The following is an 18,133-nucleotide window of genomic DNA, read 5'->3' on the forward strand; positions in this document are numbered from 1 at the left end:
GAAGACCCGAAACCCGTCGTCCTCTTCCTCCCGTGCGCTGCTTGCTGTGCCTGGGGCTCCTGGGGCTCCTGGGGCTCGCGGCTCCCGCCTCGGCGGACGTGCTTCCCGCGACCTTCAAACCTCCCCAGGAGTCGTCTACCGGGAAGGGGCCGGTCGCGGTGACGGTCACCTACATCAACGACTGGGGTCCCGCGCGGGACGTCATCAGCGTCAACAAGGGGAACTGCTCCCGCTCCCTCCTCTGGGGCAACTTCTCGGGTTACTTCTGGCGCCGCCAGGACCTGCCCATGGGGGCGGACTGCGCGCCCAATGCCATTGCCCACGTGGACCTCGACGGGAACGGTTTCTCGGACACGGCGGTCGTGTGCGACGACAAGCTCAGGGTGTTCTTCAGCTTCGAGGAGCCCATCCCACCCGCCGCTTCCACGAACCCCCTTGTCGGCGAGACGGACCTGCACGGCATCGCCACGGCGGACTTTGAGAACGGCACCCAGGAACTGGTGACCCTGTCGTCTGTCCGCAAGGCCGCGATCCTCGTGCGCTACCTGCCAGACGGCGTGATCCAGGCAACCCTCTATCCGTTCGCGCGGGCTCCCGTCGACGTGGCGGCGGCGGAGATCACCCGGGATGGACATGCGGACTTCGTCACCGTGGAAGACACCGGCACCGTGACGCTGATGGCCGGCAAGGGCAACGGCGCCTTCCATGCGCGAAAGAAGTTCAACGTCCCCTCGGGGGCCTCCCGCGTGGCCCTGGCGGATGCCACCGGCGACGGGAAAGCGGACATCCTCGTCGCGGGTCGGGGTTTCGTCTCCGTCCTGCCGGGCAATGGCAACGGCGAGTTCGGCAAGGCCATCACCTCCATCACCAACGTCGACGCGACCTCCTTCGCCGTCCGTGATGTCAACATGGATGCACGGGTCGACGTGGTCGTGGCCTCGAACAAGACGCCCTCCCATGGGAGCCGGCTTTGTCTTTCACCTCGCGCTACGGCAGGGGCCGTGAGCCCGCCGACGGACCCTCGGGGACCGCGGGCCAGCCGTTGGGCCAGGTGATGGCATCCACGAGCATCACCCGTGCGGTGTGGGCGCCGTTCCACGCGTGGTAGACCATGAACGTGTCACCGCGCGGCCCGGTGACGACGGAGTTGTGCCCCGGTCCCACCCAGCCGCCGCCCGTCGTGAGGATGGGCGCGCCGAGCTTCGTGTACGGGCCCAGCGGGCTGGTGGCGCGCGCCACGCCCACGGCGTACGTGCTGTTGTAGTACGCGTTGCCGCTGTAGAAGAGGTAGTAGTAGCCGCCGCGCGCGACGACCCACGGCGCCTCCACGACGCCGCCTTCCCACCCCAGGTTGTTGGTGATGAGCGTGCGCCGCGTCCCCACCAGCGCCAGGCCATCCGCCGACAACTGCTGTCCGTAGATGGGCGTGGGCTGCCCCACCGCGTTGCCGTCCGCCTTCCACACGAGGAACGGCGTGCCGGCGGTGTCCTTGAAGAACGTCGCGTCAATCATCCCCATGCCCGTGTCGTGCACCAGGGGCCGGCCCAGGTCGGTGAACGGCCCGAGCGCGCTGGCCGACGTGGCCGCGCCAATGGACAGACGTCCGTCCGAGTGCCGCGCCGTGTAGTACGCGATGAAGCGCGTGCCCACCTTGTGGATCTCCGGCGCCCAGAAGTCGCCCGTCGCCCACGAGGGCCGCGTCCCGGACGGGAAGATGAAGCCCGCGCCCGTCCAGTTCACCAGATCCGTGGACGTGCGCAGCGCGAAGGCGTTGGCGGCACCCCCGGACGTGCAGGCGGCGACATACCGCGTCCCATCATGGATGACGCCCGGGTCCGCGCAGTCCACGGGGACCACCGGGTTCTGGTACAGCCCGCCGCAGCCGGTGTACCGGAAGGACATGGCACACGCGTTCGAGCCGCTGAAGTACGGCGCCCAGCCGTTCGACAGCGTCGTGTACGAATTGGGGGACGCGTTCGTGCACGCCCGGTCCCAGTACACGCCTCCGCCGACATCGTCGAACTGCGCCGGGTGGTTCGCCGGGCGCAGCCACGCCGCCCCGTAGGTGACGCGCGTCGCGCACGCGGCGGCACCGGCACAGTCCGTGTCGAGCGCGAGGACACACGCGTTGTTGCCGGTGAAGTACGGCCGCCAGCCGTTGGAGAGCACCGCGTAGGAGTTGGTGCCCTCGTTGATGCAGACGCCATCCCACGTCACCAGGTCCGCCGCGACGTCGTACTGCGCCGGGTGGCCCGAGGGACGGATCCACCGGTCGCCATAGGTGATGCGCGTGCTGCACGCGAGCTCCTGGGTGGCGGTGCCCACGGGGGATGCGTCCACGGGCGCGGCGTCGGGGCCGCAGCCAGATGCGAGCGCGGACACGGCGCCCACTGCGAACAGGGCCAGGATACGGGGGGGCTGCCTCATGCAAGGACCTCCGGAAAGGGGGGAGGTGCACTAGCATGCTGGTCCTGAAAAGTCAGTTAAAGCCGTTTTCCTTGTGTCTCCCTGTCGTCGCTCCGGCGGTGCTCGGAGTGACCGCCACCACGCCCGGAGACGCGCTCCGGACATGGCGGATCCAGGTGTCAGGACTACGGGTTCTCTGGCACCTGCGGGCAGGGCCTGTGCGTGTGCTCTGGGTTCAACAATGCACCTCCAGACACCTGCACGTACCCGGGTCGCCTTGAGGTGCACCCACCGGATGCCGCTAGCGTGGCTGCCGTCCATTCACCCCCTGAGGTCGCGACATGGAAACGGAACGCGGAAGGGCCTGGGTGCCCTGGTTGGTGACGGCGCTGGTGACGGTGCTTGCGGGTCTGGTGCTCTACTTGTCGCACCGCAGCACGACCGCCGCGGACGCAGCGGCGGCGGCCTCGGCCACCCGTGCGAGCGACGCGGAGGCCGCGAAGCAATTGCTGGAGACGAAGCTGGCCGCGCTGGAAACCGAGCGCGCGAAGCTGACCACCGAGAAGGATCAGCTCAACACCGAGAAGGCCCAGCTCAGCCAGACGGTGCAGGAGCAGGAGGCGGAGCTGGCGCGGCTCAAGGCCACCTACGAGGACCTCCAGGACAAGATGAAGAAGGAGATCGCCGAGGGCGCTGTCCGCCTGACGCAGAACGAGGGCCGCATCCAGGTGGACCTCGTCGACAAGGTCCTCTTCGATTCGGGTGACGCCAGCATCAGCGCACGCGGCCAGGAGGTCCTCACCCGGCTGGGTGGCGTGCTGTCCAAGGTGGATGACAAGCGCATCCAGGTGTCGGGACACACCGACGACTCACCGCCGTCGCAAAAGCTCCAGGCCACCTTTCCCACCAACTGGGAGCTGTCCGTCGCGCGCGCCGTCAACGTGGTGCGCTTCCTCCAGGACAAGGGCGGCGTGCCGGCGAAGCGCATGCTCGCGGCCGGCTACGGCGACACGCGCCCCCTGGGCGCCAATGCCTCGCCCCAGGGGCGCGCCCGCAACCGTCGCATCGAGCTGCTGTTGATTCCGGAGCTGGCCGCCCGGCGCAACCCCTCCATCGCGAAGGCGGCTCCCGCGAAGCCCGCGCCCGCGAAGCCTGTCCTCGTGAAGAAGGTCAGGGCCAACAAGTAGGCGCGACGCTCGCGCCTCCTTCGGGCTGCCCCCTGTTTCCAGGGGCTGCGCGGTTGCTCCCGCTCAGTGGCGGCGGCGGGACCACCGCACCAGCAGCCCCAGGGCCGTCAGGAGCTGCAGCGCCGAGGGCGGCGAGCCGGAGACGGGATTGCAGCCGCAGCCCGACGTGTCGGGAGCAGGGGGCTCCCGGGCCGGCTGACTGCCAGCGTCACTCGTGAGGTCCTACCCGGGACCCAACCCGTCCGGGCAGGGCTCCCGTGCTCAGTCCCCGTCCTCGTCGGCCCCGCGAGGCTCGGGCTCCAGCCGGGCCTGACGCTCGCTGGCCTCCCACGACGCGTCCGCGTCACCGGCATGCACGCGGGCGGCGGCCTTGTCGTCCTGCGCACCCGTCCACGTGGTGTGCCCTCCGGCGTAGCCTTCCAGCGGCCGGGCTCCACGATGGGACTCCACCTCCAGGTCCTTCTCCTCCTCCGCGCGCAGCCGCTCCCGCTCCTGGTCCCGCTCGTGCTGGTGCTGCTTCTCGATGGGGTTGTCCGCCATGGTGCCATCACCTCCTTGTCGGAAGGTGCGGTCCTCCCTCGCGGAATGGCAGCCTTGGGGTAGGGACTCGCGGATGGCCGCCTGCCCTGCGAGGCAGACAAGCCCCATTCCCCCCGTCCGAGGAACCCCTGGACCCGAGAGGGCCCCATGAACCTGGGAGGAGGTGGCTCCTGTTCCGTCAGGACCCACGCATCGCCCTCCATGGCGCCTCTTATTCCAGTTCCACGAAGCCGAGCCGCCGCTGTGTCTGGTCCGTGTGAATGATTGCCAGGAATTTCCAGGCGCTGGCCGGGCTCGTTGTTTCAGGAGCGCTTCAATCCAGGATAGGGAGGCACACCCGAGATGACCACGCCCCTGGCTTCAAGCGGACGTGCCGGCAACGCACCGCATCCCCTCATGCACCCCGTGACCGCGCATGGGATGCCGGCTCGTGGTTCACCCCGCGCTGCGTCTGTCGTTGCCCCGTCAAGACGGTCGCGAGAACTTTGAAGGGGCCTGCGGTATGAACGGCGCATCATGCGCCGCGCTCCGTCGATGGAACCTCCGCCGCCTCCGCCCCGCTTCCGGCGGCGCCTGCTGGCGGTGATGCTGCTCACGGGCCTCATCCCGCTGGTGCTGCTCGGCGCGCTGGCCCAGGGCGTGCTGGAGCGCGTGCTCTCCCTGTCCATCGCCCCGGTGGAGGGCGTGCTCGATGGCGTGTCCGCGGACCTGGAGCGACGCGGTCTGCCGCAGGGCGCGCTCGACGACGCGCGGTTGAGCCTCGCGCAGGCGGAGCTGGCGCGGCGGGCCCTGGTGCGCCGCGTGCCCGCGTTGATCGTCGCGCTGGGGCTGGTGTCCGGCCTCGTGCTGGCCGTGGCCGCGGCGCTGTTCGGCCGTGTCCTCACGCGCCCCGTGGTCACCCTCATCGACGGGATGCGGGCCTACTCCCGGGGAAATCTGTCCGTTCGTCTGGCGGTGCCCGAGCCGCCGCGCGACGAACTCCAGTTCCTCCTGGGACAGTTCAACCGCATGGGCCAGGAGCTGCTGGACCAGCGCGAGCGCCTCAAGACGGCCGAACAGATCGCGGCGTGGCAGGACGTGGCCCGCGCGCTCGCGCACGAGCTGAAGAACCCCCTCACCGCAATGAAGCTCTCGCTCGCGCGTCTGACCCGTCAGGATGACAGCGCCCCACCGGACCCGACGCGCCTCGCCGAAGCGGTGGCCCTCCTCCAGGAGGAGGTGGACCTGCTCATGCGCATGACGCAGAGCTTCTCCACCTTCGCGCGCCTGCCGGCGCCGCACTTCCAGGACGTGGGGTTGCGCACCCTGCTGGCCGAGGTGTGCACCCTGTACGCGGGCAGCTCGCCGGTGCCCGTGGAGCTGGAGCCCGGGCCGGAGGTCCAGCTGCGCGCGGACCCGGACGGGCTGCGCCGCCTCTTCGGCAATCTGGTGAAGAACGCCGCCGAGGCCTCCGGGCCGGACACGCCGCCCGTGCGCGTGGCCCTGCGCGCGGAGGCGGACGGCGCCGTGCATGTCACCGTGAACGATGGTGGCCGAGGCGTCCCGGGCGTGCTGTCCGGCGCGGTCCTCACCCGGGGGCTGTTCAGCACCAAACCCGGTGGCAGTGGACTGGGGCTGCCCATCGCCCAGAAGATCGTCCACGAGCACGGCGGCACCCTGCGGCTGGAGCCGGGCGCGAGCGGCGGGACGCTGGCGCACGTGTCGCTGCCCCGCGTGCCTCCCGGTTCCCAGGTGACGTCATGAAGCCAGGTCCCCGCATCCTCATCGTCGACGACGACCCCGGCGTCCTCCGGGCCCTGCGCGGGCTGCTGGGCGACGAGGGCTTCACCCCCGTGGAGGCCCGCTCCGCGGCGGAGGCGGCGCGCCTGCTCGAAGCGCCAGACGCTCCGCCTGCGTTGATGCTGCTGGACCTGCGCATGCCGGGTGAAACGGGCCTGGAGCTGCTCGCGCGCCTGCCCAAACCGCTGGCCGTGCCGGTGGTGGTCCTCTCCGGCGAGGCCTCCCCCGCGGAGGCGGTGCAGGCGCTGAAGCTGGGGGCCACGGACTTCGTGGAGAAGCCCCCTTCCGCCGAGCGGCTCATCACGGCGCTGCGCAACGCGCTTGCGCTGGGCTCGCTGCGGGAGGAGCGGGAGCGGCTGCTGGACGAGCTGGCCCGCCCGGGGCACCTGGTAGGGGACAGCCCTGCCATGGAGGCGTTGCGCCAGCTCCTCGCCCGCGTGGGCCCGAGCGACACGGCGGTGCTGATCACCGGCGAGACGGGCACCGGCAAGGAGCGCGTGGCGCAGGCGCTGCACAAGGCCTCCGGACGCAAGGGTCGGCTGGTGGCGGTCAACTGCGCGGCCATCCCCGCGACGCTGCTGGAGAGCGAGCTGTTCGGGCACGAGCGGGGCGCCTTCTCCGGTGCGGTGGCAAGGCGCACGGGCAGGGTGGAGCAGGCGCAGGGCGGCACGTTGCTCCTGGACGAGCTGGGCGACATGCCGCTGGAGCTCCAGGCGAAGCTGTTGCGCGTCCTGGAGACCCGTCAGGTGGAGCGCCTGGGGGGCACGCTGCCGGTGCCGGTGGACGTGCGCATCCTCGCGGCCACGCACCAGGACCTCACCCGCGCGGTGAAGGAGGGACGCTTCCGGCAGGACCTCTTCTTCCGCCTCAACGTGCTGCCGCTGCACGTCCCGCCGCTGCGTGAGCGCCCCGAGGACCTGCTGCCCCTGGCCCGTGTCTTCGCCGCGGAGTTCGCCGGCCCCCGGACGCCGCTCGTGCTGGCCCCCGGCGCCGAGGCCGCGCTGCGCGCCTACCCCTGGCCGGGCAACGTGCGCGAGCTGCGCAACGTCATGGAGCGGCTGAACCTGCTGCGGGGCGAGGGCCCGCTGGAGCTCCGCCCGGACGCGGTGACGGCTCCGGCGGGCACCCCGGCCGCGCCCCGTGCGACGCTGGGCGACAGGAGCTACCGCGAGCACGTGGAGGACTTCGAAAGGGACCTCATCCGCGCCGCGCTCCGGGAAGGGGAGAGCATCGCCGGAGCCGCGCGCCTCCTCCAGGTGGACCGGGGCAACCTCTACCGGCGCATCAAGGCCCTGGGCCTCCCTGTCACGCCATGACACGGCCCAGGGACCAGGGCGATGTCACGGGCACATCCCCAAGGTGACATCCGGATGTGTCCATGACATCGACGCGCACGGCGGCTCCTTGTGCTTCCAGGCACTTGCCGGAGCCCTCCACCTGGAACGGCGCATGCTCCTGCCCCTCCACATGAACCGCATCGTGCTTTGCCTCTGCTTCGTCTCGCTCGCCGCCTTCGCGCAACCCGCGGGGGGGGCCGGCACGTTCCCTCCCGATGCTGGCGCACTCTCAGCCCCCTCCGGGGCGGGGACATGTTCCCGGGCCGAAATGCCGGGGGATGATGACGGTCCGGGCGATGACGGTCCGGACGATGACGCTCCCGATGGGAAGGCTTCGGCCGGGGAGGGTGCACCCTCGCGTGATGCGTGCCACGACGCCTTCGACGACTCCGCCACGGCCTCGGTCCTCTCTCCGTTGCGGCTGGATGTCGACGGCAAGGCACTGGCGCCGACGGGCCTCGAACTCGTGGGGCTCCAGCATCTGACGGACGCGCAGGTGCGCTCGCTCGTGGGCGCTCCCGCCGCCGGGGCCACGCAGCCGCTGTCGCCCGGCGAGGTGCAGACCCTGCTGCGTCGGCTGGCACGCACGGGCCTCTTCGCTCACGTGGATCCCCGCCTGCGTGTCAGCGAGCAGGGGTCCGCGCTGCTGGAGGTGACGCTGGAAGAGCACCCCACCGTCACCTCGGTGGAAGTCCAGGGGCTCCAGGACCTTCTTCCCCGGGAGTGGCTGGAGGCCCTGTTCCCGCAGCCTCCCGGCTTCTCGCAAGAGTCCGACGAGGACGAGGACGATGACGACGAGCGGGACCCCGAGGAGTTCGTCGCCAAGGTGCGCATCCATGGGCGCGGCGCGACGCTGTCTGTCGTCAGCCCATGCCCCCCGTCCCACCCGCCCCGCGAGTGGTTCGCGCGCATGGAGCGCGGGCAGTTCCGTCCCGGCGTCGTCCTGGGCGGACTGGGCGCCGCGTTGGAGAGCGCGCTGAAGGACCTGCGGGACGATGACGGCTATCTGCTGGCGACGCTGTCCGCCACGCTGTCGCCCGAAGGCGCGTTGGTGGTGAAGGTGGACGAAGGCCGGCTGGAGGCCGTGGACGTGCCGGGCGTGGAGCCGGAGATGGCGGCGCGGGTGCGCGAGGCGCTGGGCTTGTCGCCGGGCGATGTCTTCCTTCGCAGCGACGCCCGCCGTGCCGTGGAGCGTCTGGAGTCGCAGCTGCGCTTCCTCCGGACGGTGGACGGTGAAGGGCTGCGCGAGGGACGCCTGGACGTGCGGGTCATCGAGGAGCGCGAGGCCCACGGCACGCGCAGCTACCGCACCCAGGAGGAGGAGCCGCGCGCGTCCCGTCGCCGCGAGCGGAAGGAGTCCGGGTCTGATTGGCGGGGCCTGTTCTCGTGGAACGAACGGGGGGAGGGTCTCACGCTGGAGGGGCGGCGGCTGGTGGTGCACGTGCGTCCGCGCCGACCGGACCTGTCGATGGAGTTGCTGCCCGTGCACACGCAGGTGACGGGCTTCGCCCCGGGACTCGCGGCCGGGCTGCGCTTCTGGGATCCGAAGGACCGGGTGCACGCGACGCTGGACGCGGCCTTCTTCGTCCCGCTGCGGCTGGGAGGCCAGCGGTTGCCGGACGACCCGGAGGGGACGCGGCGTCAGCGCCGCGTCAGCCTGCTGGGCGGCGCGAAGCTGCAGGTGCCCGCGCTGGCGCTCGCGGAGGTGGGCGCGCAGGTCCACGACTTCACCGACACGCTCGACCGCTGGCGGATGGGGGACATCGACTCCTATGTCTACTCGTTCCTCATCAACCGGCCGGACCGGGACTACTTCCGCCGCAAGGGCTTCGCGGCGTTCGCCACCTGGCGCTGGTCGCGCTCGTGGCTCGCGGGCGCGGAGTTCCGCGGCGACACCTACGAATCGCTCCAGCCCTTCACCCCGCCGCTCAGCCTCTTCCGCCGGGACTCTCCGGCCTTCCCCAACGCGCCGGTGAGCGAGGGGCGCTTCCACTCCGTCGTGCTGCGCGCGGAGTACGACAGCAAGGCGAAGCCGGGGTCGCCCGTGGGCTCGCTGTTCCGGACGCCGGAGACGTCCCTCTTCCCGCGCGAAGGGGACCGGACGCGGGAGCCCGCGCTGCGCGGGCTCTTCACGCTGGAGGTGGGGCAGCAGGTGGGCGTGGACACGCGCTTCTGGAAACTGGTGGGTGATGCGGTGCTGGACCTGCCCGTCACCTGGCACTCGGGGCTGAGCGTGCGCTTGCGCGTCGCTGGGGGCGAGGATCTGCCGTTGCAGAAGCAGGAGGCGCTGGGCGGCTGGAGCTCGCTGCGTGGCTTCGGCTTCAAGGACTTCCGCGGGGGCGACGCGTCGGTGCTCGGCAGCGCGGAGTACCGCTGGCATGGGTTCGGTCTCTTCGCGGACCTGGGCGCGGTGCACGCCGCCTCCGACTGGACGGATCCGAAGCTTGGCCTGGGCGCCAGCTTCCACTTCAGCGACGCGGTGCGAGTGGAAGCGGCCTGGCGCACGGATGAAAAGGCCCGGGCCACGCCCGAGGCGCGGCTGTTCTTCGTCCGGACCTTCTGAGGCATGGCACGGCAAGGCACAGGCGGACGGTGGCGGCTCCGAACGGCGCTCATGGCGTCGGTGGGGCTGCTGGCGTCCCAGGCCCGGGCGGACGAGGCCCGCGCCACCTGCACCGCGACGCTCTCCGGTCGCCGCGTGGTGGTGCGGCCGGAGGCGCGCGCCTTCGTGTCGCCCGAGCTGGATCGGTTGGTGCGATTGGGCATGGCGGGGAAGCTGGAGGTGCAGCTGACGCTCTTGCGCAAGCGCGCCGTCTGGTTCGACGCGCGCATGGACAGCACGCAGGTCACCCAGGTGCTCGCCTTCACGCGCACGGGCTATCTGCTGGACGGAAGGCCCCTGTCGGAAGGGGTGGCCACGCTGGAGCTGGAGCGCGTGGCCTGGATGCTGGACGCGCCCCCGGAGCCGGGCGAGCGCTTCGTCGTGCAGGTGGAGGTGCGGCTGCGAGTGGTGACGGCCGCGAGCCTCGGACGCGTGGCCACCTGGCTCACCCAGGGTGCGTCAGTGGGGACGGAGCCTGAAGACCGCTCCGCGTTGACGGGAACCCTGCTGCGCTCCGTCGCGGAGGACCTCGCACGCGGGGCCTCCGCGAGCTGTGACGTGCTCCGCTCTCCTTGAAGGGCGAGAAGCCTCCGAACCGCGTCCCTCATCGGACGCCGTCAGGGACGAATCCGGGTGCCGAATTCCTTCAGGCGTTCGACGACGGAGGCGGGGTCGAGCAGCCCCTCGGGGTGGTAGAGCCCGGGCGTCACGGGTGGGCCGCCCGCGAGGCCGAGCAGGCGCTCCACCGCGAGCGCCACGCCCCGGGCGCTCAGGCCCGAGTGCACGTCCGCGTCGACGAGCTCGTGGCGCACGCGTCCCGTCGTCCCATCCTCCCGCTCGCCCGAGATCTCGATGATGACCTCGTGCGACACGCCCTGGCCGCTGGGGCGGCTCGCGGCCTCCCGCACCGCGAAGTCGAGCCTGACCGTCCTCGCCTCGGTCGCGGCGGCGAGGCTCACCACGTCGAGCAGCGGATAGGCCCGGCCCCGCCACCGCGCCCCGTCCACCCCGACGAAGTCGCGGTACACGTCCTCTCCCCGCGCCCAGACGAACCTGCCGTCCTTGAGCATCAGGGGGCTCGGCAGATCCTTCGTGACGCGCTCCGTGTCGCCGCGCGCCGCCGGCCCGCCCACGTCCTCCTCGTCGAAGACCGCGCCAATCTCAATGGCATCCACACGTCGGAACGCCCGGGCGAAATGGAGCGTGGCCAGCGTCACCGTTCCGCCGAGGAAATGTCCCAGCAGGAGCACGGGCGAGCGGGTGGGGTGCTGGATGTGCAACGCCACCTCCGGCCCGATGTCGAACACGAAGTCGGAGAAGGAGACGTAGGGCAGCCCCTTCGCCTGGGCGTACTTCATGGAGTTGAGGGTGTCGTCCTTCAGCAGCACCACCACCGCGCTGAAGGCCGCGGTCTCGGGCAGGCCCAGGTCGCGCCGCTCCAGGTCGACGCGCACGGCTTCCGCGCCGCCCAGCTCCCGGGCGAGTGTCTGGGCCCTGGCGACGTCTCGCACGCCCAGCGTGAGGGCCAGCCCGGGTTGAAGCCGGCGGAGTGTCTTGGCGGCCCGGCTTCCAACAACGCCGGAGCCTCCGATGAGGAGGACAGGTTTCTGCGTGTTCGAGGACATGACGGATGCGCTCCTCCGGTCCGCCGGACCGGAGCTTTATCTACGGTGGGTAGGTTACGAACGGTAGGAACTCAGGCCGGCGGCAATGACAGACATCGCCGCTGGCAGGCGGGGCTACGCGCGGCGAATCCGGGTGCCGAACTCTTCCAGGCGTCGGATGAAGTAGGCCGGGTCGATGAGGACGTGGGGCAGGTAGAGCCCGGGCGCGACGGGCGGGCCACCCGCGAGGCCGAGCAACCGCTCGACGGCGATGGCGACTCCCAGCGCCGTCACCGGTGCCTGGCCTTCGGGATGGACAAGCTCGTGGCGCACGCGCCCCTGCGTCCCATCCTGCTTCAGCCCGGACAGCTCGATGATGATCTCCGTCGAGTACGGCTCGCCGCGCCGACGCGTCGCCGTCTCGCCCACCGCCAGGTCGAACCGGATGGACCGGGCCTCGGTCGCGGCCGCGAGGGCCAGCACGTCGAACGGTGAGTACACCTGTCCCTGCAACGGAGTTCCGTCCACCGAGGTGACGGTGCGCGTCGCCTCCGCTCCCTGGACCCAGCGCCACCTGCCATCCTGGAGCAGCAGGGAGCTCGTCGCGACCTTCGTGAGGCGCTCAAGATCGGCATGGGCCGCCGGTCCGCCCACGTCCTGCTCGTCGAGCACCGCCGTGAACTCGATGGCTTCGAGCGTCTTGAATTCCCGGGCGAAGTGGAGGGCGGGCAGCATGGCCGCTCCGGCCAGCCAGGTGCTGTCCATGAAGATGGGTGCGCTCGCGGGCTGGTGGATGTAGTGCGCCACCTCGGGCCCCAGCTCGGACACGCCGCTGGAGATGCTGACGTGCGGCAGCCCCTTTGCCTGGGCGTACTTCATGGAGTTGAGGGTGTCGTCCTTCGTGAACACGACGACGGCGCTGTAGGCCCTCCCCTCGGGCTGACCCAGATCCCGCCGCTCCAGATCGACCCGGACCGCGTCCGCGCCGCCGACCTCCTTCGCGACGGCGTCGGCCCGGGCCAGGTCTCGACCGCCAATCGTCAGCGGCAGGGTTGGATGGAGGCGGCGAAGCGTCTTCGCGGTCTGGGAGCCGACGAGGCCGGAGCCTCCAATGATGAGGACGGGGCGCTGCGGATTCACGGACATGGCGGATGAACTCCTCTGCCTGGCGGGCAGGACGGGTATGAAATCGGCCTTCGCTACAATTGGTAAGTTACCAATGGTAGGTTCGCCATGTTTTCTTGAAGGAGGCCACCCGGGGGGATTACGAAACGTCACCCGCCATGAGTGAGACCCCCGCCAGGAAGTTGCCGAAGGCGCAGCGACGCGAGCAGCTGCTCGACATCGCGCAGACCATCGTCCGAGAGGAGGGGACCGACGCGTTGACGCTCGGCTACGTGGCCGAGCGGGCTGGCGTCAGCAAGCCGATTGCCTACGAGCACTTCAAGACGCGGTCGGGGTTGTTGATTGCCCTCTACGAGCAGATCGACGCCCGCCAGGTCCAGGCGCTCCTGGAGGCGCTCAAGCGCACGCGCAAGCGGCTGGAAGACGTCGCCCGGGTGATGAGCGCCGCCTACATGCATTGCTATACGTCGGCCGGCCCGGAGTGGCATGCCATCTCCGCGGCGCTGGGAGGCGATGAGGAGATGGAGACCTTCCATCGCGCGCTGCTCGACAGCTACGTGGCCATCTACCGCGAAGCGCTCGCGCCCTATTCGGAGCTGGGGAAGGACGCGCTGCACCTGCGCTGCGTTGGCATCATTGGCGCGGCGGAGGCGATCTCACGCGACATGCTCCGTGGCCTCGTCGACGAGGCCACAGCCGCGGAGACCCTGGCCTCGCTCATCGTCAGCTGGCTGTCCAGGAAGGCATGAAGGCTGTCCCTGAGCCTGGCCATCCCTCGAGGGACTCGAGCCCGGCGCGGGCGGTGACGGACGCCACCGCCCGCGCCGGTCCTTCTGGGACTACTGGACGGTGTACGACACCGTGCCGCTGCAGCTCCCTGTGGAGTAGCAGCCGGCGCGGATCTGGTAGGTGCCCGCCGTCGTGGCCGTGAAGCTCGCGTAGGACAGCGTGCCGCAGGCGTCGTCGTTCGAAGCCGCCTGGGTGGTGCCGTTGTACAGGCGCAGGTACGTGTCACCCGTGCCGGAGGAGCCCGGCACCGTGCAGGTGCCGAACTTGAGGGTCTGCCCGGCGGCCAGTGTGACGTTGTGGTTGACGGTGTTCTGGTTGGCGCTGTTGGTGTTGGTGGCGGTGAAGGTGACGTCACCGGCGTCGGGGGCGGCGGATAGCCCGCGCACAGGCGCGTGCTGGTCGCCACCGCGCAGAAATCGTCAATGGCCGGCCGCACGTAGGTGATGTCCTCGCCGCGGCATCCCGTCTCCGTGCAGGTGTTGACGACGCTGCAGCTCCCGTTGGTTTTGTAGTCGGTCTCGCCGCGCACCAGGATGCCGGCCACCGTGTAGCCGCTGTTCTCGTACACGCCCGAGCCCGAGTTGCCGCCGAACGTGTCCGTGGTGGCCACGAAGTAGTCCAGCGTGCCCGAGCGCGCGTCACGCACCGAGCCGCCCGAGTCGATCTTGAAGGGAATGCCGCTGCCCGAGCCGATGACCGTCACGTTGGTGCCCGCGGCCAGCGCGGCGTTTCCCGCGCGAATGGGGGCAGGCGTGAAGCGCGGGGCGGCCGGCCGGTCCAGCCGGAGGATGGCGAAGTCCAGGTTGCGCCCGCCCACCGTGGCCTGCTGGCGCGCGACAATCGCCTGGCAGGAGAAGATGTCCGCGGTCGTCACCGTCTGCATGGCGCCGGCGGCGGTGCGGTAGAAGTTGAAGACGAAGCGCGTGCTGCTACAGGCCGCCGCGCTGGTGATGCAGTGGCCCGCCGTGAGCACCAGGTCGTCGTCGATGAGCGTGCCGGAGCAGAAGGCCGGGGTCAGGTCGTCCAGGAAGCGCTCGGAGGTGCAGAGGTTGTACGCGGAGCGCAGCGTGGACGCGTTGAAGGTGACGTTGTTGGGGTTGGTCGCGTTGAAGTCCGACGGGTTCATCAGCGCGACGGTGGACTGCTGAGCGCGGCCGCGCAGCGTGGCGTTCGCGTGCGCGTACACGTCCGTGCGGTTGTCGGTTCCGTAGACGACGGGCTGCTGCTCCGTGCCCATGGCAGCGTTGGCGGTGGGCTCAGCCTCCGGGGCCGGGCCGCAGGCCACGAGGGACAGGGTACACAGCAGCGTTCCGAGCAGCGTCCTACAGCCGGAAGTCCGGGGGATTCGCATGTGCTGAACACTCCTTGAGAGTGATGACCGCCCGCCAGGGGAGCGAGCAGTGGACCGCATGCTCGCGCCAACCATTCACTCTCCGCAATGTGTCCTTAACGCGGAGTCGCCGTGGTCCCGGGAGTCCCTTCAGAACACGAGGGAAATGGAACACGCGGCGCAGGGAGAGGGGTGCACAATTCTTGCGGGAATGGAAGATGACCGTCCGCGCGGGAGAGATGTCTGTCATTCGGCGGAGACAACGCAGTGCGTTCAGGGGTGCGCCGCGGACAGCTCCTCCTCTTCCTCCTCATTGAGCGCCCGCTTCGACTCGCCCCGCAGCTTCTGCATGAGCACGTAGAGGCTGGGGATGAAGACGAGGTTGACGACGGTGGACACCAGCATGCCTCCGAAGACCGCCGTGCCCAGGCTGTTGCGCGAAGCGGCGCCAGCGCCCGTGGCCAGCATGAGGGGCACCACGCCCAACAGGAAGGCGATGGACGTCATCAGGATGGGGCGCAGGCGCACCTCGGAGGCTTCGATGGCGGCCTCCACGGCGCTGCGTCCCTGCTCGCGCAGTTGCTCCGCGAACTCCACGATGAGGATGGCGTTCTTGCTCGCCAGGCCCACCAGCATCACGAGCCCCACCTGGCAGAAGACATCGTTGGGCAGCCCGCGCAGCATCTGCAATCCCAGGGCGCCCAGCACCGCCAGCGGCACCGAGAGGATGACCACCAGGGGCAGGGTGAAGCTCTCGTACTGGGCGGCGAGCACCAGGAAGACGAAGAGCAGGCCCAGCCCGAAGATGACGATCGTCTGGCCTCCGCTCTCCTTCTGCTCAAGGGAGAGGCCGGACCACTCCGTGCTCGTGCCCTGCGGCAGCACCTGCGCGGCCAGCTCCTCCAGGGTGGTCATGGCCTGCCCGGAGGAGACGCCGGGGGCGGCCTGTCCGTTGAGCTCCGCGGAGCGGAAGAGGTTGTAGTGGCGGATGATCTGGGCGGACGTGGTGGGCGTCACCTTCACCAGGGATTCGAGCGGAATCATCTCCCCGTTGTCACTGCGGACATAGAAGGCGCCAATGTCCTGCGGCGTGTCGCGGAACTGCTGCGCGGCCTGAAGGTAGACACGGTAGGTGCGGCTCGCGTAGTTGAAGTCATTGACGTACTGGCTGCCCATGTAGAGCTGAAGGGTGCCGAAGATCTGATCGATGGGAATGTCGAGCGCCTTGGCCTTCTGGCGGTCCACCTCCACGTTCAGCAGCGGTGTGTCGGCCGTGAAGGAGGTGAAGACGCCGCGCAGGCGGTTGTCCTCACCGCCGCGCCCCACCAGCTCCTGGGCGGCGGTGGCCAGCTCGGACAGCCCGCGTCCGCCGGAGGTGTCCTCGACGATGAACTGGAAGCCGCCGACGGCCCCCACGCCTCGGATGGCGGGTGGCAGCAGGGGCACCACCTTCGCATCACCTATCGCCGCGAGCGGGCCGCGCAGCCGCTCCACCATCGCGGCCACCGAATGCGCCTCGCCCTTGCGCTGCTCCCAGGAATGGAGGTTGACGTAGACCTGGGCCAGGTTGGGGCCGTTGTTGCCCAGGGAGGTGCCGCCGACCACGAACATGACGCGCGCTTCGGGCTGCGCGCTCACGAGGGCCTCCACCTCCTTGACCACCTTCTCCGTGCGGGTGAGTGACATGCCCTCGGGCCCCTGCACGGAGATGATGAAGTAGCCCTGGTCCTCGTCCGGGATGAAGCCGGTGGGCACCACCCGGAAGAGGGCCACGGTGGCGCCGAGGAAGCCGACGAAGACGAGCATCACCGCGAAGGGGTGCTTGAGCAGGCGGCGCAGCATCCCGCCGTAGAGGCGCTTCGTCCCGTCGAGCACCTGGTCCACCTTGCGGAAGAAGATCCACTTCTCACCGTGGTGGCGCTTGAGCAGCAGGGCCGACAGCGCGGGCGTGAGCGTGAGCGCGCACACCGTGGACAGACCCACCGAGGCCGCGATGGTGAGGGCGAACTGGCGGTAGATGATGCCCGTGGTGCCGGGGAACAGGGCCACCGGGACGAACACCGCCACCAGCACGATGGAGATGGCCACCACCGCGCCAGCCACCTCCTTCATGCCCTCGCGCGCGGCCTTCCGGGCACTGAAGCCCTTCTCCACCATCAGGCGTTCGATGTTCTCGATGACGACGATGGCGTCGTCCACCACCAGGCCCGTGGCCAGGGTGAGGCCGAACAGCGTGAGGGTGTTGATGGAGAAGCCGAACAGCTTGACGAAGGCGAAGGTGCCCACCAGCGACACGGGGAGGGTGAGCGCGGTGATCAGCACGCTTCGCCAGCCGTGCAGGAAGAGGAAGATGACGAGGATGACCAGGGCGATGGCCTCCACCAGCGTCTTGAGCACCTCATGGATGGAGGCACGCACCGCGAGCGTCGTGTCGGTGGAGACGCGGTACTCCAGCCCCGAGGGGAACTGTTGCCCCAGCCGCTCCATCTCCCCGGCCACCGCGTCGCGGACCTCCAGCGCATTGGCGGTGGGCAACTGGTTGACGCCCAGGCCGAGGGCAGGGCGGCCGTTGAAGCGCAGGAACTGGCTGTAGTTCTCCGCGCCCATCTGGGCATGGCCGACGTCCTTCACCCGGACCAACTGGCCGTCGGAGCCGCGCATCACGACGATCTCGTCGAACTCCTCGGGCTCGATGAGCCGGCCGCTCGCACGCACCGCCAACTGGTAGTCCTGATTCGAGCGGCTGGGGGGCTGGCCCACCTGACCGGCGGCCACCTGGAGGTTCTGCTCCTGGAGCGCGCGCGCCACGTCCTGGGGCGTGAGCTTGCGGCGCGCCAGCTCCGTGGGATCCAACCACAGGCGCATGCTGAAGCGGCGCTCACCGAACAGGCGCACGTCGCTGACGCCGCGCACGCGCTTGAGGGCGTCCTTCAGGTTGATGTCGGCGTAGTTGCTGATGAACTCGGCGTCGAAGCGCTCATCGGGGCTGTAGAGGCCAAAGGAGATGAGCAGCTGGTTGGCGCCCTTGTTGACGACGATGCCCGTCTGGTTCACCTGCGAGGGCAGGCGTGCGGCGGCGCGCCCCACGCGGTTCTGCACATCGACCGTGGCCACCTCGATGTCACGGGTGGGCTCGAAGGTGATGGTGATGGCGCTGGTGCCGTCGTTGCTCGAAGTGGAGGAGATGTAGCGCATGCCCTCCACGCCGTTGATCTCCTGTTCCAGCGGGATGGTGACGGCGCTCTCCACCACCTCGGCGCTGGCGCCCACGTAGGTGGCCGTCACCGTCACCTGCGGCGGGGCCAGGTCCGGGTACTGCGCGATGGGCAGGTTGGGGATGGCGATGGCCCCCACCAGGGTGAGCAGGATGGAGAGGACGGCCGCGAACACGGGCCGCCGGATGAAGAAGTTCACCATGGTGGGGAGGCCTTGGG

Annotated in this window: 14 protein-coding genes and 1 pseudogene; 8 read left to right on the forward strand and 7 right to left on the reverse strand. The window is 70.0% G+C overall.

Annotation, left to right across the window (positions count from 1 at the left end):
• The first annotated feature begins 32 nt into the window (after positions 1-32).
• Entirely contained in the window at positions 33-1,055 is a 1,023-nt protein-coding gene (locus OV208_RS36690) for an FG-GAP repeat domain-containing protein (protein WP_267578605.1), read from the forward strand.
• On the opposite strand, the gene OV208_RS36695 is transcribed toward OV208_RS36690, so the two are convergent.
• Complete coding sequence (locus OV208_RS36695) at positions 988-2,427, reverse strand: glycoside hydrolase family 43 protein (RefSeq protein ID WP_267578606.1); 1,440 nt, start codon at positions 2,425-2,427, stop codon at positions 988-990. The two genes, OV208_RS36690 and OV208_RS36695, sit on opposite strands and share 68 nt — an antisense overlap.
• 320 nt (positions 2,428-2,747) lie before the next feature.
• Between OV208_RS36695 and OV208_RS36700 the strand changes: the two genes are divergently transcribed.
• On the forward strand, positions 2,748-3,593 hold the full coding sequence (locus OV208_RS36700; RefSeq protein ID WP_267578607.1) for an OmpA/MotB family protein: 846 nt from the start codon (positions 2,748-2,750) through the stop codon (positions 3,591-3,593).
• A gap of 261 nt (positions 3,594-3,854) precedes the next feature.
• On the opposite strand, the gene OV208_RS36705 is transcribed toward OV208_RS36700, so the two are convergent.
• Positions 3,855-4,133, reverse strand: coding sequence for a hypothetical protein (locus OV208_RS36705; protein ID WP_267578608.1), 279 nt, complete (start codon positions 4,131-4,133; stop codon positions 3,855-3,857).
• Between the two features lie 516 nt (positions 4,134-4,649).
• On the opposite strand from OV208_RS36705, the gene OV208_RS36710 reads away from it, so the two are divergent.
• The 4 genes from OV208_RS36710 to OV208_RS36725 all read left to right on the forward strand — a co-directional run bounded on the left by OV208_RS36710 (position 4,650) and on the right by OV208_RS36725 (position 10,427).
• Complete coding sequence (locus OV208_RS36710; RefSeq protein WP_267578609.1) at positions 4,650-5,876, forward strand: sensor histidine kinase; 1,227 nt, start codon at positions 4,650-4,652, stop codon at positions 5,874-5,876.
• The gene (locus OV208_RS36715; protein ID WP_267578610.1) at positions 5,873-7,228 is read left to right on the forward strand and encodes a sigma-54-dependent transcriptional regulator; all 1,356 of its coding nucleotides are present in this window, start codon (positions 5,873-5,875) and stop codon (positions 7,226-7,228) included. Before OV208_RS36710 ends, OV208_RS36715 begins: the two co-directional genes overlap by 4 nt.
• 289 nt (positions 7,229-7,517) lie before the next feature.
• Entirely contained in the window at positions 7,518-9,812 is a 2,295-nt protein-coding gene (locus OV208_RS36720) for a BamA/TamA family outer membrane protein (protein WP_267578611.1), read from the forward strand.
• A gap of 51 nt (positions 9,813-9,863) precedes the next feature.
• Positions 9,864-10,427 carry a hypothetical protein gene (locus tag OV208_RS36725; protein ID WP_267578612.1) on the forward strand — a complete coding sequence of 188 codons (564 nt, stop codon included), beginning with the start codon at positions 9,864-9,866 and terminating at the stop codon, positions 10,425-10,427.
• Positions 10,428-10,468: 41 nt separating this feature from the next.
• Here the strand turns inward: OV208_RS36725 and OV208_RS36730 are convergent, their stop codons facing one another.
• Both OV208_RS36730 and OV208_RS36735 read right to left on the reverse strand, forming a co-directional pair.
• Positions 10,469-11,476, reverse strand: coding sequence for an NAD(P)-dependent oxidoreductase (locus OV208_RS36730; protein WP_267578613.1), 1,008 nt, complete (start codon positions 11,474-11,476; stop codon positions 10,469-10,471).
• 114 nt (positions 11,477-11,590) lie between these two features.
• Positions 11,591-12,601, reverse strand: a complete 1,011-nt coding sequence (locus OV208_RS36735; protein WP_267578614.1) for an NAD(P)-dependent oxidoreductase — start codon at positions 12,599-12,601, stop codon at positions 11,591-11,593.
• Between the two features lie 137 nt (positions 12,602-12,738).
• On the opposite strand from OV208_RS36735, the gene OV208_RS36740 reads away from it, so the two are divergent.
• Positions 12,739-13,329, forward strand: a complete 591-nt coding sequence (locus OV208_RS36740) for a TetR/AcrR family transcriptional regulator (RefSeq protein ID WP_267578615.1) — start codon at positions 12,739-12,741, stop codon at positions 13,327-13,329.
• Positions 13,330-13,419: 90 nt separating this feature from the next.
• Here OV208_RS36740 and OV208_RS41290 read toward each other — a convergent pair whose 3' ends face one another.
• Both OV208_RS41290 and OV208_RS41295 read right to left on the reverse strand, forming a co-directional pair.
• Positions 13,420-13,755, reverse strand: coding sequence for a pre-peptidase C-terminal domain-containing protein (locus OV208_RS41290; protein ID WP_324291449.1), 336 nt, complete (start codon positions 13,753-13,755; stop codon positions 13,420-13,422).
• Positions 13,756-13,943: 188 nt separating this feature from the next.
• A pseudogene (locus OV208_RS41295) lies at positions 13,944-14,342 on the reverse strand (trypsin-like serine peptidase); the annotation flags it as partial.
• On the opposite strand from OV208_RS41295, the gene OV208_RS41300 reads away from it, so the two are divergent.
• Entirely contained in the window at positions 14,278-14,517 is a 240-nt protein-coding gene (locus OV208_RS41300) for a hypothetical protein (protein ID WP_324291450.1), read from the forward strand. The pseudogene OV208_RS41295 and the gene OV208_RS41300 overlap by 65 nt on opposite strands.
• 455 nt (positions 14,518-14,972) lie before the next feature.
• Here OV208_RS41300 and OV208_RS36750 read toward each other — a convergent pair whose 3' ends face one another.
• On the reverse strand, positions 14,973-18,116 hold the full coding sequence (locus OV208_RS36750) for an efflux RND transporter permease subunit (RefSeq protein WP_267578616.1): 3,144 nt from the start codon (positions 18,114-18,116) through the stop codon (positions 14,973-14,975).
• Positions 18,117-18,133 lie beyond the last annotated feature (17 nt).

The sequence above is a fragment of the Corallococcus sp. bb12-1 genome (assembly GCF_026626765.1).
Taxonomy (GTDB): Bacteria; Myxococcota; Myxococcia; order Myxococcales; family Myxococcaceae; genus Corallococcus; species Corallococcus terminator.

Coding starts and splice junctions, on each gene's coding strand:
- OV208_RS36695 (WP_267578606.1), bottom strand. CDS start 2,427: ATGAGGCAGCCCCCCCGTATCCTGGCCCTGTTCGCAGTGGGCGCCGTG.
- OV208_RS36700 (WP_267578607.1), top strand. CDS start 2,748: ATGGAAACGGAACGCGGAAGGGCCTGGGTGCCCTGGTTGGTGACGGCG.
- OV208_RS36705 (WP_267578608.1), bottom strand. CDS start 4,133: ATGGCGGACAACCCCATCGAGAAGCAGCACCAGCACGAGCGGGACCAG.
- OV208_RS36710 (WP_267578609.1), top strand. CDS start 4,650: ATGCGCCGCGCTCCGTCGATGGAACCTCCGCCGCCTCCGCCCCGCTTC.
- OV208_RS36715 (WP_267578610.1), top strand. CDS start 5,873: ATGAAGCCAGGTCCCCGCATCCTCATCGTCGACGACGACCCCGGCGTC.
- OV208_RS36720 (WP_267578611.1), top strand. CDS start 7,518: ATGCCGGGGGATGATGACGGTCCGGGCGATGACGGTCCGGACGATGAC.
- OV208_RS36725 (WP_267578612.1), top strand. CDS start 9,864: ATGGCGTCGGTGGGGCTGCTGGCGTCCCAGGCCCGGGCGGACGAGGCC.
- OV208_RS36730 (WP_267578613.1), bottom strand. CDS start 11,476: ATGTCCTCGAACACGCAGAAACCTGTCCTCCTCATCGGAGGCTCCGGC.
- OV208_RS36735 (WP_267578614.1), bottom strand. CDS start 12,601: ATGTCCGTGAATCCGCAGCGCCCCGTCCTCATCATTGGAGGCTCCGGC.
- OV208_RS36740 (WP_267578615.1), top strand. CDS start 12,739: ATGAGTGAGACCCCCGCCAGGAAGTTGCCGAAGGCGCAGCGACGCGAG.
- OV208_RS36750 (WP_267578616.1), bottom strand. CDS start 18,116: ATGGTGAACTTCTTCATCCGGCGGCCCGTGTTCGCGGCCGTCCTCTCC.